Here is a 14,844-nt window from a genome sequence, read left to right as displayed (position 1 = left end):
AGTCCGTTAGCAAATTCGAGCCTCATGTCCCGCACCAGTTCCCGTGCCTGGCAGCGCATGCTGTCCGGTCGCCGCCTCGATATTCTGGACCCTTCGCCCGTCGATGTGGAGCTTTCAGACATCGCCCATGGCTTGGCGCGCGTGGCACGCTGGAATGGCCAAACTATTGGCGATTATCCCTTTTCCGTCGCGCAGCACTCCGTTCTGGTGCTCGAGCTGTTTCGCTCGGCCAATCCCGAGATGCCGCTCTCGGCGCAGTTGCAATGCCTGCTCCATGATGCGCCCGAATATGTCGTGGGCGACATCATCTCTCCCTTCAAAGCGGTGATCGGCGGCAGCTACAAGACGGTCGAAAATGGTTTGCTGGCGGCTATTTACCTCCGATTTTCGCTGCCGGCGACCATGCCTTCCGCCATCAGCAAGCTGGTCAAGAAGGCCGATCAGGAAGCCGCATTCTTCGAGGCCACGCACCTGGCCGGCTTCGACCCGCCCGAGGCCCGCAAGCTGTTCGGAGTTCCAGGCCAGTCGGCCTTCGACGTCCTGGACTTCGAAAAGCTGATCCGCCCCTGGCCCACGCAGCAGGCCTACGAGCGATTTATCCAGTCATTTGAAGACATTAGCGGCGCCATCTCCGCCAGCTGACCGGGCGCTTACGTGTTAACCTTAAGCGCAAATTACCATATCGCCCCGGGCACCGGATGGTTACTGATCCGTTAAGGCACTTGTGCCGAATTGGAACAGAACGGGAGATCACCATGACTCCGCCGACCCGCCTTATGCTGCTTGGCATGACCCTTGGTGCCGTCTGTGCCACGGCCCTCGCTGCAATAGGACCCGGCTATGTCCTCGAGGTCATGGCCGATGAAATGCCTGCCGGCTTCGACACGGACAAGCTGGTGAAGTTTGACGGGCGGGACTACGAAGTCGAGTATGCCGACTGGGTCTCCACCGATCCGATCTCAACCGCCACGGTTAAGAAGATCGAGGCCGGAAAAGTCACCTACGTGAGCATCACCACTACGGCGACCGGCACCTATTCGACCGATGGCCTGACCTCACGCCATGTCCAGTATCCGGGCATCGACGTGAAGGAAGTGACAGAAGGCCGCAGGAACTGGATGCGCTTCTGGACCAACGGGAGCTGGTACAGCTACTCCAGCCGATCCGGCAACTCGATCGTCAGACTTTCGGGCCGCTCGCAATACTAGGCTCGTCCAAAACCGGCACTCTGGTGCGGCCGTCGAATTTCCGGGGCCGCAGCATCCACTGCACGACGGCGAGGTTGATGACCCAGCCGGCGCCGAGCAAGAGGTCCGCGACGATGGGCGTAGGCGTGCCGAACAGCAGCATCCATGGAATGCCTATGAGCATCTGCGTGCTGGCGCCGAGGCCCAGTGCATAGGCCCGCATCATGTGCGGCCGGTGCTGGTCGAAGCGGCGCTGCCGGGCACTGCGGTAACCCTGGAGCAGAAACCACACCATGGCCAGGCCCGCCGCGAGGCGGAACCAGTAGAGCAGCGGCCCCTCAGTCTCCAGATGAGGGTAGAATTGCGTCAGCCAGAGTGCCGACAGAGCTGCCGCGAGACCTGCCGCAACCATCACCCGCCCCGACACCCGATGCCATGGCCCTTGCCGCAGTTTTGAGGAGAACTGCAGCGCACCGATCAGCGTGAACAGGCCCCCGCCGACAACATGCGTGATGACAACCGCGGGCATGTCGAAGAAGCGGGATGTGTCGGCCACCATTTCTGTGGTGGCGCCGATATCTCCAAATCGTATGACCATGCGGCCAATGCCGGCGAGCACCGGCAAAAAGCCCAGCAGGATCAGAATAGCCAGTGTCGGCCAGCCAACAAATCTGGACTTCAAAATGGACATGGCGGCCTCCCGTGTTGTCTGTTGCCAGAACAACCACGGAAAGTCGCCATGCGAAATTGCACAAAATTGTCGAGTGCTTATGCGCTAGCGCATGTTAGCCAAAGAGCCAACCGCGCTTGAACTTGTAAAAGACGTGCAGGCCAACCTGGGTTACCTTAGTCATGCGGGGCGCCCAGTCTGGACTGACATAGGTCGCATGATAGTGGGTCGCGTCGCCAACCTCGGTCAGGTAGATCTCGCCCTTGGTGATCTTGGACGCGATTTCCTCGGCCTGGACCCAGGGCTTGCGCTCGGTCACGGTCTCAGGAATGCCGTCACAGGCAAAGGAGAACTGGCAGGCGTTGCGCTTGTGCTGGTTCTGGAACACTACACCACAGATCGTGTCGGGATAGCGGTGGTCCTTCACCCGGTTCAGCACGGTCTGGGCAACGGCCACCTGGCCGCGATAGGTCTCGCCGCGCGCCTCAAAATAGATGGCGGTGGCCAGGCACCAGAGTTCCTTGTCGGACACGTTCATGGCGTCGCCCGTAGCCATGCCATTGGTAGCAGCGCCACCCGTGGCCGGCGTATTGGCGCGGGCATAAGCGAGCTGTTCGGGGACGGAGACGGGCATCGTCACGTCAGTCAGGGTCTCGCCTTCGGTCTTGGGCGCGATGCGAGCAATGGCGTCGAGCGCAGAGGCAGCGTTGGGATGAACCGCGGCAACTTCGACGCGCTCTTCACCGGCCTCATTTGCAGTGGCGGTCGCGGCAGGAGCGTCGGCCGTTCCGGACGAAGCCGGCGCGTAGAGCGAGGCAGTCGACATGCGTGGACCTTCGACGCCGGTCGCAGCGCCAGGAGTGGAGACCGGCCCAAGTGCCGCGACAGACATGCGCGGACCGGCCTCGACGGGCTCTTCGGCGTCAACCTGGGCAATGCTCGACTGCGACAGGGCCGCGGGATCGACCGGTGCCCGCAGCGCGGCAATCTGCATGCGCGCTTCCTGGAAGCTCTCCGAAATTGCCACGGCGTCTGCAACGGGGCGAACGCGATCGGTCTTTTCGGCGCGATTGGGGCCGGTAAAGCTGCTGCTTTCGAACAGATGATTGACGGAGCCGGTAATGACCGGATCGACGCCAGAATAGGTCAGGCTTGCCTTGGCGACAGCAACTGCAACGGCTTGATCCTGATTGGGGAGACCCGCATCGCCAAGAGGCGCGGAACCGGGGCCTACGGCTGCGCCAGCCAGGCAGATATATGCAACAGGGGCGACGAACGCCATTGCCAACGTTTTGGTGAGGCGCGAGCCTCCGCTAACCGCTCTGACCGGACGCGTGCGCGCCACTGGCCGGTGGGAAAGTGCCATTACTCTTACTCAACGTTACGCAACACGAACTACGCTCGGCAAATGTGACGCCCAAATGCCGCTGATCGTGATGATCGGTTATTAAGGTTAGCGCTGAGTAAATGCGGGATGGGGCGCTCACAGGGCGCAGATATGGCGCACTTGGGGCGGTTCCATCATTTCGGTGCGGCATATTGGCTTTGTGACTTATTGGCCACAAGAGGCTGCAATGGCCGCGACTTCTTGCGCGAAGGCATCGACACGGAAGCGTACCGACAGCGAGCGGGTGCTGGCTGGCGTAACGCGTATAGTCAGGTTGGTGGCCCCCCGCATCGCATCGATGAAAGCGAGAGTGTCCCCGGTATTGTCGATGAGGATGGCGGTATTGTCGGCATTGACCGGCAGCGTCGATGACCGTGTCCGGGCCAGATCATACTGGAAGGTAATGCCGGTATCGCGGCCGAGCGCCGACATGGTGTTGCCGGCGAAGGCAAAGGCGACCGTCAGCTCGTCTGCCTCACAGGAGACCGTGATGGTCGCTGGAGCGCGGCCCGTGGGGCGTGCAGGGATCAACTGTTCGGATTCCAGTGTCACACTCACCGCCGAGGTCGCATCGCCGCTGGTGCGGAAGAGACCGTCGTAGCAAGCGAGCCGCTCGACATCGCCGCCGATGGCAGCGCAGTCAGCGCCCGACTGCGCCAGGACCGGCGCAGGTGTCGCCATGAGGAGTGGAAGCACCAGACCCAATACCAGACTCTTCACGAACGCTTTGCCCCTTCCCGAATGCCGCGCTTCAGCGCGACGGTCCAACCATACACACCATATAGGTGTGCGATGACCGTTATTTAAGCCGAAGCCTGCGCCAAGGTCAGCCGGGCAACCGGAACACGATATGGAGAGCAGCTCACATAGTCCACGCCTAGCCCGGCAAAGAACTGGAGCGAAATCGGGTCGCCGGCATGTTCGCCGCATATGCCGATCTTGAGCCGTGGATTGGCCGCCTTGCCCCTGGCAATGGCAATGGCGATCATTTCGCCCACGCCCTTTTCGTCGATATTGACGAAGGGATCGCGCTCATAGATGCCCTTGCGCTGATAGGCGGCGAGGAACACCGGCGCATCGTCGCGCGAAATGCCGAAGGTCGTCTGCGTCAGATCGTTGGTGCCGAAAGAAATGAAATCGACCATCGAGGCGATGTCGCCGGCGCGCAGGCAAGCGCGCGGCAGCTCGATCATCGTGCCGAAGGAGAACTTGACCCGATCCGAGCGTGTCAGGCCGGAATTTTCGAGCATGGCGAAAGCCCGCTCGCGGATCCAGGCGACTTCGGTTGCCGTGGACACGAAGGGCACCATCACCTCAACGATAACCGGCTCGGCCTGCCGCTCGCTGGCGGCGCGGGCGCCAGCCAGGACCGCCTGCATCTGCATCTGCAGGATTTCGGGATAAGTAATGGCAAGGCGCACGCCGCGGTGACCGAGCATCGGCGTGATCTCGGAAATGCGTTCAAGATGCATGCGCAGCGCACGCACCGCCACGCCGAGCGATGCGGCCGTTTCCTCGATTTCTTCATCTGTGCGCGGCAGGAATTCATGCAACGGCGGGTCGAACAGCCGCACCGTTACGGGCAGGCCGCGCATGGCAGTGAACAGCGCCGAATAGTCGCCGGTCTGGTAGTCTACGAGGCCGGCAAGGGCCTTGGCGCGGGCATCTTCATCCTCGCTGAGAATCATGCGCCGGAGCGCGACCATGCGTTCGGGTGAGAAGAACATGTGCTCGGAACGGGCCAGACCGATGCCTTCGGCGCCAAAAGCCAGGGCGGTCTGCGCCGACTCCACCGTTTCCACATTGGTGCGGACAGCCACCGTGCGGCTCGCGTCGGACCAGCCGAGCAGCTTGCCGATGGCGCCGCCGATCTGCGGCTGCGCCAGGGGGAGATTGCCGAGATAGACGGAGCCGTCGGTGCCATCAATGGTCAGGCGGTCACCGGCCCGGAACTCGCGGTCGCCGATGCGGCAGACCATTTCCGTCGCATCGACGCTCAGGCTGCGCACCCCTGCCACGCAGGGTTTGCCGGTGATGCGGGCGATGACGCCGGCATGGCTGGACATGCCGCCGCGAGCGGTAAGGATGCCGGTGGCTGCCTTCATGCCTTCAATGTCGGCAGGACCGGTTTCATTGACGACGAGGATACAATGCTTGCCGCGGGCCCTGAGGCGGGCGGCGTCATCGGGGTTGAAGGTGATCGTACCCGTGGCAGCGCCCGGCGAGACGCCCAGGCCGGTGGCAATTGGCGTGGCCTCCTCGGGCGATTTGAGACGTGGATGCAGCATGAGCGCAAGGCGGCTCGCATCGACACGCGATACGGCGCCTTGCGGCGTCCATACCTTGCGCTCGACACGATCAACGGCGGCTTCGAGTTCCGCGCCTGCACTGGCCTGCACCGGGCGCGCCGAAAGAAAGGTGACCTTGCCGCGATCAATAGCCACGAGACACGCCATGTGGCGGCCTGCCTTGGCATCGAGCAGTTCGATAAGGGCGTGTACCTCGGCCGGCAGTCGCGGCAAGGCGCCGCCGGCGAGCGGCGCTGGGCCCAGCTGACCGGTCGTGGCATTTCGGGTCAGAAACTGCTCGACCTCGCCGCCAGCCAGCGCCTGGATCAGGACGATCTGCCGGGCGCGATCGTCCTCGTGGCGCGGCCCTGTCCAGCCGCGGCCGAAAAAGCCGTAACTCTCGAAAGCCTGCTTGATGGCCCTGGCAAGGGGACGCGCGGGGTCGACTGAATCTTCCGGCGCTGCCGGCGCAGCAATACCGAGTTTGGCGGGCGCCAGGCCGCTATTGTGCGCTGCGGCGGAAGTACGCACCACCAGGACTGGCGGCGGCCCATCCTTGGAGACCAGTTTGTAAAGACAGGCCACCCAATGGGTACGCAGGCGCGTATCCTTGCGGCCCCGCTCGGCCTGCAACTCGTCCCAGGCAGCACGGGTGATGGCGATGGTGGGAACGGTGGGGAAGCCAGCTTCGCCGACCCGGAATATCCAGCGCGCCTTGCCCGACAGGAGCTTCAGCTGACCAGCGCTGAGGTTCGCCTTCCCCGTTGCCGGGGCAATCGCAAACATTTCCTGCGCCAAACTCACCTGAAACCGCCTTGGTCATACTACCAGTTGCATATTGCCCATGCCCTGCCCTGGCTGCAACAGCACTTGACTTGAGAAGGCACTGAAAGCATCTGATCTGGCATGGAAAAAAGGCCGCATCTCGACATTCTGCTCTGCGCACCGCGCGGATTCTGCGCCGGCGTTGACCGCGCGATCCAGATCGTGGAGCTGGCGCTCCAGAAATATGGCGCACCGGTCTATGTGCGCCACGCCATCGTGCACAACAAATATGTGGTGGAGGGTCTGAAGGCCAAGGGCGCCGTGTTTGTCGAGGAACTGGACGAGATCCCCGAGACCGAAGCGCCGGTGGTGTTTTCTGCCCATGGCGTGCCCAAGAGCGTTCCGGCAGATGCCAGGTCGCGCAACATGTTCTTCCTCGACGCGACCTGCCCACTGGTGAGCAAGGTGCATGTGGAAGCCTCACGCCATTTCGAGGAAGGCCACGAGATCGTACTGATAGGCCATGCCGGTCACCCCGAAGTGATCGGTACGATGGGTCAGCTGCCGGACGGTGCCGTGACGCTGATCGAAACGGTCGCCGACGCCGATGCCTTCACCCCCAGGGACCCCTCGACACTGGCCTTCGTGACCCAGACCACATTGTCGGTCGATGACACGCGCGAAATCGTTGCGGCCCTGCGCGCCCGTTTCCCCGCCATCAACGGCCCGCACAAGGAAGACATCTGCTACGCCACGACCAATCGGCAGGAATCGATCAAGGCCGTAGCGCCGCTGGTCGACGCAATGATCGTGGTCGGCTCGCCGCACTCGTCCAATTCGCAACGCCTGGTCGAAGTCGCGCTGCGCTCTGGGTGCAAGGTCGCCACGCTGGTTGACAGAGCCAGCGAGATCGACTGGTCGCTCTATGGCAATCTCACCTCGCTCGGCGTCAGCGCCGGCGCCTCGGCGCCGGAAAGCCTTGTCGAGGAAGTGATCGACGCCTTTGCGGCGCGCTATGAGGTCAAGGTCGAGACCAAGACCACGGCCGAGGAAAACATCGCCTTCAACATTCCCCGTGTACTGCGCAATCTTGAAGCGGCATCGGGTCGATGAGCCTGGTCCTCTTCGAAACGGAGCGACTGGTCCTGTCAGGTTGGCGGATCGACCAGTTGGACGATCTCGTCGCCCTGCATGGCAATCCCAACGTGTCGCGCTACCTGACAGTGAGCGGCGCTCCCTGGACGCGAGAGCAGGCAGAGGGCGCCCTGCGGGTCTGGATCGAATTGTTCGAGACACGGCAGTTGGGCAAGTTGCGCCTGACCCGGAAGGCCGATGGACAATTCATCGGCCGCGCCGGCTTTGGCATTTATCCCCCCACTGGTGAACCCGAAATAGGCTACGCCCTGTTCGAGGAGCATCACGGGGCGGGCTATGCGACGGAAGCGGCGGCAGGGCTGCGGGACTGGATCTTCCGGGAAACCGGCGCCTCGCATTTCATCGGCTTTGCCGACACCAGAAACACGCCTTCCCTCACCGTCCTCAGGAAGATCGGCATGGAAGAGACGCATGTCGACACCGAGCCGAACGGACTCACCTGCCAATTTCATATCTATAGGCGGCCTGCCCATGGCTGACAGCGTCATTATCCATACCGACGGCGCCTGTTCGGGCAATCCCGGGCCCGGCGGCTGGGGCGCGATCCTTCAGTTCGGCCCCCACCGCAAGGAGTTGAAGGGCGGCGAGGCGCTGACTACCAACAACAAGATGGAACTGACCGCCGCCATTGAGGCGCTGAATGCGCTGACCAGGCCCTGCACGGTCGATCTCCATACCGACAGCCAATATGTGAAGAATGGCGTGCAGAGCTGGATTCACGGCTGGAAGCGCAATGGCTGGCGGACGGCCGACAAAAAGCCGGTCAAGAATGTCGAGCTTTGGCAGGCGCTGGACGAGGCGACCAAGCGCCACGAAATCAAGTGGCACTGGGTCAAGGGTCATGCCGGGGACGAGTTGAACGAGCGCGCCGATGAGCTCGCCCGCGAAGGCATGGCACCGTTCAAGGGCAAGAAGGCGGCGGGATTGACGCCACCGGTTTGATAAAGATCAGGCCCGCTTGGGCAACAGGGTCTTGATAGTCCGCCAGACCGGGCTGATGACCAGGCCCACGACCGGGATCAGCAATGCACCCAGCGCCAGGCCGATTACAAAATCCACCAGCGCCGTGGCAATCCATCCGGCGACGCCGGCAATGGCGGGAAAAGTGAGCTCAGCCCAATGGGCGGCAGCTTCTATGACATGCTCAGGACCGGAAACGCCGAATTCATAGAGCCCATGGGCAATGATACTGCCGCCGACCCAGGTCATGGCGGCCGTTCCAACAAGGCTGAGGCCCTGCATGAAGAACGGCATGAAGCGAACGACGCCGCGACCAAACGCGCGACCGGGGCCAGTGCGGCCGGATTTGGCGAACCAGAGGCCCACGTCGTCAGCCTTCACGATTACTGCGACCACGCCATAGACGCCGGCGGTAATGCCAACACCGGCCAGAGCCAGAATGGCGGCACGGGTCCAGAAGTCGGGCACCTCGATGGCCGCGAGAATGATGGTCATGATTTCAGCGGAGAGAATGAAGTCGGTCTTGATGGCGCCGGCCACTTTCTGCTCTTCGAGCGAGACGGGATCGAGCGCCGTATGCTCGATTGTTTCCTCGTGATGTTCGGCCGCATGCGGCGCGAAGAGGTGGAAGACCTTTTCGGCGCCCTCATAGCAAAGATAGGCGCCGCCGATCATCAATAGCGGCGTGATCAGCCAGGGCAGGAACAGCGACAGGAACAAGGCAGCCGGCAACAGGAACAGGATCTTGTTCTTGACCGAGCCCCAGGCGATCCGCCCGATAATGGGCAATTCGCGATTGGCATCGAAGCCCGACACGTAGCTCGGGGTCACGGCAGCATCGTCGATGACCGCGCCAGCGGCCTTGACGCTGGCCTTGGCGGCCTGCCCGGCCACATCGTCCAGCGACGCAGCCGCCACCTTGGCGAGGCTGACGACGTCATCAAGGAGTGCGATCAGTCCGACAGACATGGCAAAGCCCCAGAACCCAAGTGCAGTGGGAAACCGCGCAGACCCCGCGCGGTTCCAATTTGCCGGAAAGGCTAGCCGGCGACTTTTCCAAAGTCGGCCACCAGATGCATGGTGTCGCGCAGGCGGGCCAAGAGGTTGAGGCGATTGGCGCGCACGGTCGGATCGGCGTCGTTGACCAGGACGGCCGTGAAGAAGGCATCCACCGGGGCGCGCAGCGTCGCCAGTTCAGCCATGGCGCCCTTGTAGTCATCCTTGCCGACATGCGCCGCCACGGCGGCGTGCACAGCATCGACGGCAAAGGCCAGTGCGGTCTCCTCCGGCAGCTTCAGAGCGGCCTGATCGACTGTGCCGGCATAGGCCCGACCGTCCTTCTTTTCCTCGGCCGAAAGGATATTGGCGGCGCGCTTGTAACCTGCCAGGAGGTTCGCCCCGTCGTAGGTAGCGAGCAGTGTCGAGAGCGCTTCGGCGCGCTGGGTGATCTGCAGGATGTCGTTGCTGTCGGCTGAAATGACGGCATCGACCAGATCATGACGGGCACCGGCATCACGCAGCGTCACCTTCAGGCGATCATGGAAGAAGGCCAGGAGGTCCGGCTCGACATCGAGCGGGAACTTCAGGTTGTTCCCTGTGATGATGCGGATAACACCCAAAGCGGCGCGACGCAGCGCGAACGGGTCGCGCGAGCCGGTGGGCTTTTCGTCGATCGACCAGAAGCCGGAGAGCACGTTGAGCTTGTCGGCCAGCGCCACGGCAATGGAGACCGGCTCGGTCGGAACGCGGTCGGACGGGCCGAGCGGCTTGTAGTGCATTTCCAGTGCCGTCGCGATGGCGGCAGGCTCCTTCTGGGCGGTTGCATAGTAGCGGCCCATGAGGCCCTGCAATTCGGGGAATTCGCCGACCATGCCGGTGACAAGGTCGGCCTTTGCGAGCATGGCAGCGCGCTTGGTCAGCGCGACATCAGCGCCGACCTTGGGGGCGATTTCGGCGGCCAGGTGGACGAGGCGCTCGACCATGGCGAACTGGCTGCCCAGCTTGGCATGGAACACCATGTCCTCGAGTTTGGGCAGGCCGTGCTCGAGCGGAATGGCGAGGTCGCCCTGATAGAAGAAGGCGGCGTCCGAAAGCCGCGCGCGAATGACGCGCTCATTGCCGGAAATCACCACGGCACCGCCGTCGGCGGGAATGGTATTGGCGGTGATAATGAAGTTGGGCGCCAGCTTGCCCTGTGCATCGCGCAGGCAGAAGCACTTCTGGTTGGCGCGGATCGTGGCGATGATGACTTCTTCCGGAAGGTTCAGGAACTCCGGGTCGAAGGACCCCATCATCACATTGGGCCATTCGACCAGCCCGGCGACTTCCTCGAGCAGGCCTTCGTCATGGATGACGGAGAGACCCTGGGCGAAGGCGAGATTGTCCGCGTCGGTACGAATGATGTCCTTGCGACGATCGATGTCGAGCACGACCTTGGCGCGTTCGAGCGCCACGGAATAATCCTCGAAGCGCTTCACCCTGATCGCGCCCGGCGAGAGGAAGCGGTGACCGAATGTGGTCTGGCCCGCGTTCAGCCCGGCAGCGGCGAAGGGCACGACCACGGGTTCGTCATTTTCGGTGCCGAACGTCGCCGTGATGGCCCGCAGCGGGCGCACCCAGTTGAAACTCCCCGAGCCCCAGCGCATGGATTTGGCCCAACCGAAATCCATCATCACCCTGGGCAGGATGGCGGACAGCAGGTCGACCGCATCGGCGCCCGGCTTCTCGATCAGCGCCACGTAAAAATCGCCCTTCTTGGGGTCGCTTTCGACCTTGGCCTGGTCGAGCGAACTTAGCCCTGCGGCGCGCAGGAAACCGTCAATGGCGGGCTGCGGCGCGCCGACCTTGGGGCCCTTCTTTTCTTCTCGCGTATCGGGCGAGCGAGCCGGCAGGCCCGAGACCGACAGCGCCAGACGGCGCGGCGTCACGAAGGCCTTGGCGCCCTCATAGACCAGGCCCGCATCGACCAGAGCGTTGGTGACGGCTTTCTTGAGATCCTCCGCCGCGCGGCGCTGGAAGCGGGCGGGGATTTCCTCGGAGAAAAGTTCGAGCAGGAGTTCGGGCATGGTCTTGAACCGGAAAGAGAAGGCGTGTGCGTGATTAGCGTGGGGGCGCTGGCTTGTCTACCAGCCGCCGCCGCCGCCACCACCGCCACCGCCCCCCGAAAAGCCGCCGCCGCTCGAGCCGGATGAGCTGGCCTGCACCGGTTGGGCCGCGACCATGGCGGCCGCCATACCCGCCGAAGCCGAGCTGATGGTGCGCGAAAGGTTGCCGGTATCGAAGCTGCGACCACCCGAATACCAGCCCGGCGAATAGCTGGTCTGGTTGTCGGGTGACGCGTTGCGCGCCAGTTCTGCCTCGAAATGCTCGCTCCAGGGCTTTTCCACGTCCAGCGCAATGGCATAGGGCAGGATGCGCTCGAAGCGTTCAACTGTCATTGGCGGCTCGTTGACGATGTTGAGGCGGTTGCGCTCGGCGGTTTCGAGATAGAGCTTGAAGCCCTCGATCTCGTCCATGACTTTGCGGCCCTGGATGGTGGGCGCGCGCATCAATACCGTGAACACGATGCAGGTCAGCACCATCGAGCCGGCGGCGATGACCGCTGTATTGATGGACAATCCGGTAAAGGTATCGAGCACGCCGCCTCCGAGATTGAAGGCAAAAATGCAGGCCCAGACAGCAAAGAAGGCCCTTTGCAGCCAGCCGCCATGGCGCACCATGTTGTAGATGACACCGCCCAGAATGCCGAGCAGCGCGCCGCCAAAGACCGCAGCGAACAGCCAGATCGGCTCGAGCACACCCGAAAGTACCATCAGCACGATCATGCTGGCGGCGAGGATGAAGCCGCCGATCGCATAGCCCCAATTGTGGTTAAACCAGATCTTGCGGTTTTCGCTCTCGATGGCCGAGGTGAATTCGCCGCGCTTGGTGCCCAGGTCCTTGCCATTGGCCTTGTTGAAGGTCACTGACCGTCGCCCCTCAAAGTAGGAGAAGAGCACCTGCTCGCCCACCGGCAGCTTTGCTTCCGGCTGCTTGCCTGTGACCGATACGGTCAGCGTCTGGTCGGGATTCCTGATGGTGACGAGACCCTTCACCCCCAGATTGAAGATCGCCGCGGTCATTGCCGTCCAGCCGGAATTGGCAAAGCCCCAATGGTGTACGAAATGGGTGAGCGCCGGAGAGAAGTCGCGCGGCGGATGGAACAGCGGAATGATCGTGCCCTTGGGTGGATCGCGTCCGACGCGGGTCCAGGCAATGAAATTGTATGCGAGAATCAGAAGGGCGCCCAGGATCGGCAGCCACACATCGCGCAGGTCGGAGACGTTCTGCAGCAGCGCGTCGACACCCGCGGCATAGGTAACGATGCCCTTCTGGAAGGAGACGGCAATGGTCATGCCCTCGCCCGCCCCCAGCGCCCGCTGGCTACGGAATATCGCACTCGTGTCGCTTTCGCGGGTGATGGTCACCGCCTGTTCGGTCGAGCCTGCCGGGCCGGTATAGCCCGCCAGATCATCAATGACCGCACCATCGGGCAGGCGCACCCGCGCCACAGCGGAAAGAATGGGGAAAGCCCAGTAATTGCCTGTGGCATTCCAATAAAGCTCGTCACCGCTGCCGTCGGCAGTCGGGCGCGCCATGCGCTCCATGGAATAGGAAATGGTATAGCGATGCTCGCCATAGGGCAAAAGGACATCCGGATCGCCGATCCAGATGCGCTGGAAATCGCCCATGCGCTCGACCCGGAACATCTCCGGCTTGCCCTTGCGTGTCACTGCGGTCACGTCGAGATCGATGCGGATCTTGTTGCCTGTCGGGCCCAGCATGGTCACCGGAATATCGCGATAGATGCCGCGCCTGATGTCCACACCCTCGGAATTGACATCAACGGTTTCGAGGACGTCTACCGAGCCATCGGTGCGCAGCTGCACGTCGCTGGCGAAGGCGCGGATTTCCTCACGCGCCAGACTGGGCGCAGCGAGGATCAGCACCAGGGTGAATGCGGCGAGGAACCGAGACAGCAGTGACATTGCGATGGTCCAGCTATTCCACCGGGTCATTCCCACAAAAGCGGGAATCCCTGTTGGCGGGTGGAGTTACAATCCGGGACTTCTCGCTTGCGCGAGAATGACGCCGTGCATGACCAGGGGGTTCCTAGAACTTCACCTGCGGCACAGCACGGTCTGCCTCGTTCTCCAGCTCGAAATACTCTTCCTGAGTGAATTTGAAGGCATTGGCGATGAGGTTGGAGGGGAAACTTTCAACCTGGATATTCAGATTGCGCACCGCACCATTGTAGTAGCGCCGGGACATCTGGATTTCGTCTTCGACGCCCTGCAGCGCCGTCTGGAATTCGAGGAAGGTGGTATTGGCCTTGAGGTCGGGATAGGCCTCGGCCACCGCCAGCAGGCGCCCCAACGCCGAGGAGAGTTCGCCTTCGGCCTGGGCGCGTGCGGCTGGGCCGGATGCGGCGGCGCTGGTGGCCCTGGCGCGAGCATTGACCACGGCGTCCAGCGTCTCGCGCTCATGGGCCATATAGCCCTTCACGGTCTCCATCAGGTTGGGGATGAGATCGGTGCGGCGCTTCAACTGCACATCGATGCCCGACCAGCCCTCGCGCACCATCTGCCGGTTGGACACCAGGCTGTTGTAGATGACGATGCCATAGCCGACGACACCGGCCACCAGAGCAAGAATGACCCAACCAAGCATGATGCGCTCCCTCAAGCGATGTGACCGGAGACTGGCAGTTTGCCCGGGCCTTTGCAACGGCGCACACAGGGTGGACTTGACCTTGCGGGCATCAATCCCTAGCTTTCAACCATGAACACGCGCCCGACCCACCGCTGCACCATCATCCTCGAAGGATAGATGCCCTAGGCACGCTCACGCCGGAGCCTGTTTAGGGCTCGAGGCAGGTCGCATCCCGATCTTCGGCGCCGTTCAATCCCAAACAATCTACTCTGCGTGCGCGAAACTCGCGCCGCTGCGCTTTTCTACAAGGACAACAAGAAATGACTGAAATCAGGCGCGACCTTACCCCTGCCCTCACCCTGGGCAAGTCCGACCACGCCAAGCTTTATGCGCTGGGCGAGGCTGGCCTCGACCGCAATCCTGACCTGGCCGAAGTTCTGCTTACCGAGCTCGACCGCGCCAGGGTGGTTGCCGACGACAAGCTCCCCGAGGGCGTCGTTCGCATGGGGTCCCGAGTCCGCTACCAGACCAATGACGGCGCCGAACAGACGGTGACGCTGGTCTATCCTGTCGACGCCGATATCGAACAGGGTCGCATCTCGGTGATGACCCCGGTTGGGGTGGCCCTGATCGGCCTCAAAGCCGGCCAGTCCATCACCTGGCGCGACCGCGCCGACAAGCGCCACAAGTTGACCATTCTCAGCGTCGAGGCGCCGGTGGTCGCCTGACGAAAAGCGGCGC

Annotated in this window: 14 protein-coding genes; 6 read left to right on the top strand and 8 right to left on the bottom strand. The window is 62.7% G+C overall.

The features are described from left to right. The first annotated feature begins 24 nt into the window (after positions 1-24). Together MQW79_RS17455 and MQW79_RS17450 are read left to right on the top strand one after the other, a co-directional pair. Positions 25-642 (top strand): HD domain-containing protein, encoded by a 618-nt coding sequence (locus MQW79_RS17455; protein ID WP_476585752.1) that lies wholly within the window; start codon positions 25-27, stop codon positions 640-642. 113 nt (positions 643-755) lie between these two features. Next, positions 756-1,208, top strand: a complete 453-nt coding sequence (locus MQW79_RS17450; protein ID WP_476585751.1) for a hypothetical protein — start codon at positions 756-758, stop codon at positions 1,206-1,208. On the opposite strand, the gene MQW79_RS17445 is transcribed toward MQW79_RS17450, so the two are convergent. From MQW79_RS17445 to MQW79_RS17430, 4 genes are all read right to left on the bottom strand, one after another. Next, the gene (locus MQW79_RS17445) at positions 1,180-1,878 is read right to left on the bottom strand and encodes a DUF2306 domain-containing protein (RefSeq protein ID WP_476585750.1); all 699 of its coding nucleotides are present in this window, start codon (positions 1,876-1,878) and stop codon (positions 1,180-1,182) included. The two genes, MQW79_RS17450 and MQW79_RS17445, sit on opposite strands and share 29 nt — an antisense overlap. Before the next feature lie 94 nt (positions 1,879-1,972). Continuing rightward, complete coding sequence (locus MQW79_RS17440) at positions 1,973-3,139, bottom strand: cell wall hydrolase (protein WP_476585748.1); 1,167 nt, start codon at positions 3,137-3,139, stop codon at positions 1,973-1,975. Between the two features lie 270 nt (positions 3,140-3,409). After that, positions 3,410-3,964 carry a hypothetical protein gene (locus MQW79_RS17435; protein WP_476585747.1) on the bottom strand — a complete coding sequence of 185 codons (555 nt, stop codon included), beginning with the start codon at positions 3,962-3,964 and terminating at the stop codon, positions 3,410-3,412. 83 nt (positions 3,965-4,047) lie between these two features. Beyond that, positions 4,048-6,318 (bottom strand): putative PEP-binding protein, encoded by a 2,271-nt coding sequence (locus MQW79_RS17430; protein WP_476585746.1) that lies wholly within the window; start codon positions 6,316-6,318, stop codon positions 4,048-4,050. Between the two features lie 120 nt (positions 6,319-6,438). Between MQW79_RS17430 and ispH the strand changes: the two genes are divergently transcribed. Genes ispH through rnhA form a run of 3 tightly spaced genes read left to right on the top strand, consistent with a single transcriptional unit; the run spans position 6,439 to position 8,394 of the window. Beyond that, the gene (gene ispH, locus MQW79_RS17425; protein ID WP_476585745.1) at positions 6,439-7,410 is read left to right on the top strand and encodes a 4-hydroxy-3-methylbut-2-enyl diphosphate reductase; all 972 of its coding nucleotides are present in this window, start codon (positions 6,439-6,441) and stop codon (positions 7,408-7,410) included. Next, on the top strand, positions 7,407-7,931 hold the full coding sequence (locus tag MQW79_RS17420) for a GNAT family N-acetyltransferase (protein WP_476585744.1): 525 nt from the start codon (positions 7,407-7,409) through the stop codon (positions 7,929-7,931). The genes ispH and MQW79_RS17420 overlap by 4 nt, the downstream gene beginning before the upstream one ends. Further along, complete coding sequence (gene rnhA / locus MQW79_RS17415; protein WP_476585743.1) at positions 7,924-8,394, top strand: ribonuclease HI; 471 nt, start codon at positions 7,924-7,926, stop codon at positions 8,392-8,394. Before MQW79_RS17420 ends, rnhA begins: the two co-directional genes overlap by 8 nt. Before the next feature lie 6 nt (positions 8,395-8,400). Here the strand turns inward: rnhA and MQW79_RS17410 are convergent, their stop codons facing one another. The 4 genes from MQW79_RS17410 to MQW79_RS17395 form a co-directional block, all read right to left on the bottom strand. Continuing rightward, positions 8,401-9,381: a DUF808 domain-containing protein gene (locus MQW79_RS17410; RefSeq protein ID WP_476585742.1), complete on the bottom strand. Its 981-nt coding sequence runs from the start codon at positions 9,379-9,381 to the stop codon at positions 8,401-8,403. A 71-nt stretch (positions 9,382-9,452) separates the two neighbouring features. After that, positions 9,453-11,477 carry a glycine--tRNA ligase subunit beta gene (gene glyS / locus MQW79_RS17405; RefSeq protein WP_476585741.1) on the bottom strand — a complete coding sequence of 675 codons (2,025 nt, stop codon included), beginning with the start codon at positions 11,475-11,477 and terminating at the stop codon, positions 9,453-9,455. Between the two features lie 57 nt (positions 11,478-11,534). After that, positions 11,535-13,439: a DUF2207 domain-containing protein gene (locus MQW79_RS17400; RefSeq protein ID WP_476585740.1), complete on the bottom strand. Its 1,905-nt coding sequence runs from the start codon at positions 13,437-13,439 to the stop codon at positions 11,535-11,537. Positions 13,440-13,563: 124 nt separating this feature from the next. Continuing rightward, positions 13,564-14,121, bottom strand: coding sequence for a LemA family protein (locus MQW79_RS17395; protein ID WP_476585739.1), 558 nt, complete (start codon positions 14,119-14,121; stop codon positions 13,564-13,566). Between the two features lie 302 nt (positions 14,122-14,423). Here MQW79_RS17395 and rnk point away from each other — a divergent pair, with 302 nt between their 5' ends. Next, on the top strand, positions 14,424-14,831 hold the full coding sequence (gene rnk / locus MQW79_RS17390; RefSeq protein WP_476585738.1) for a nucleoside diphosphate kinase regulator: 408 nt from the start codon (positions 14,424-14,426) through the stop codon (positions 14,829-14,831). Positions 14,832-14,844: the final 13 nt, after the last annotated feature.

It is taken from the genome of Devosia sp. Micro-HW1, assembly GCF_056341075.1.
This window is presented reverse-complemented; position numbering and strand designations above follow the sequence as displayed.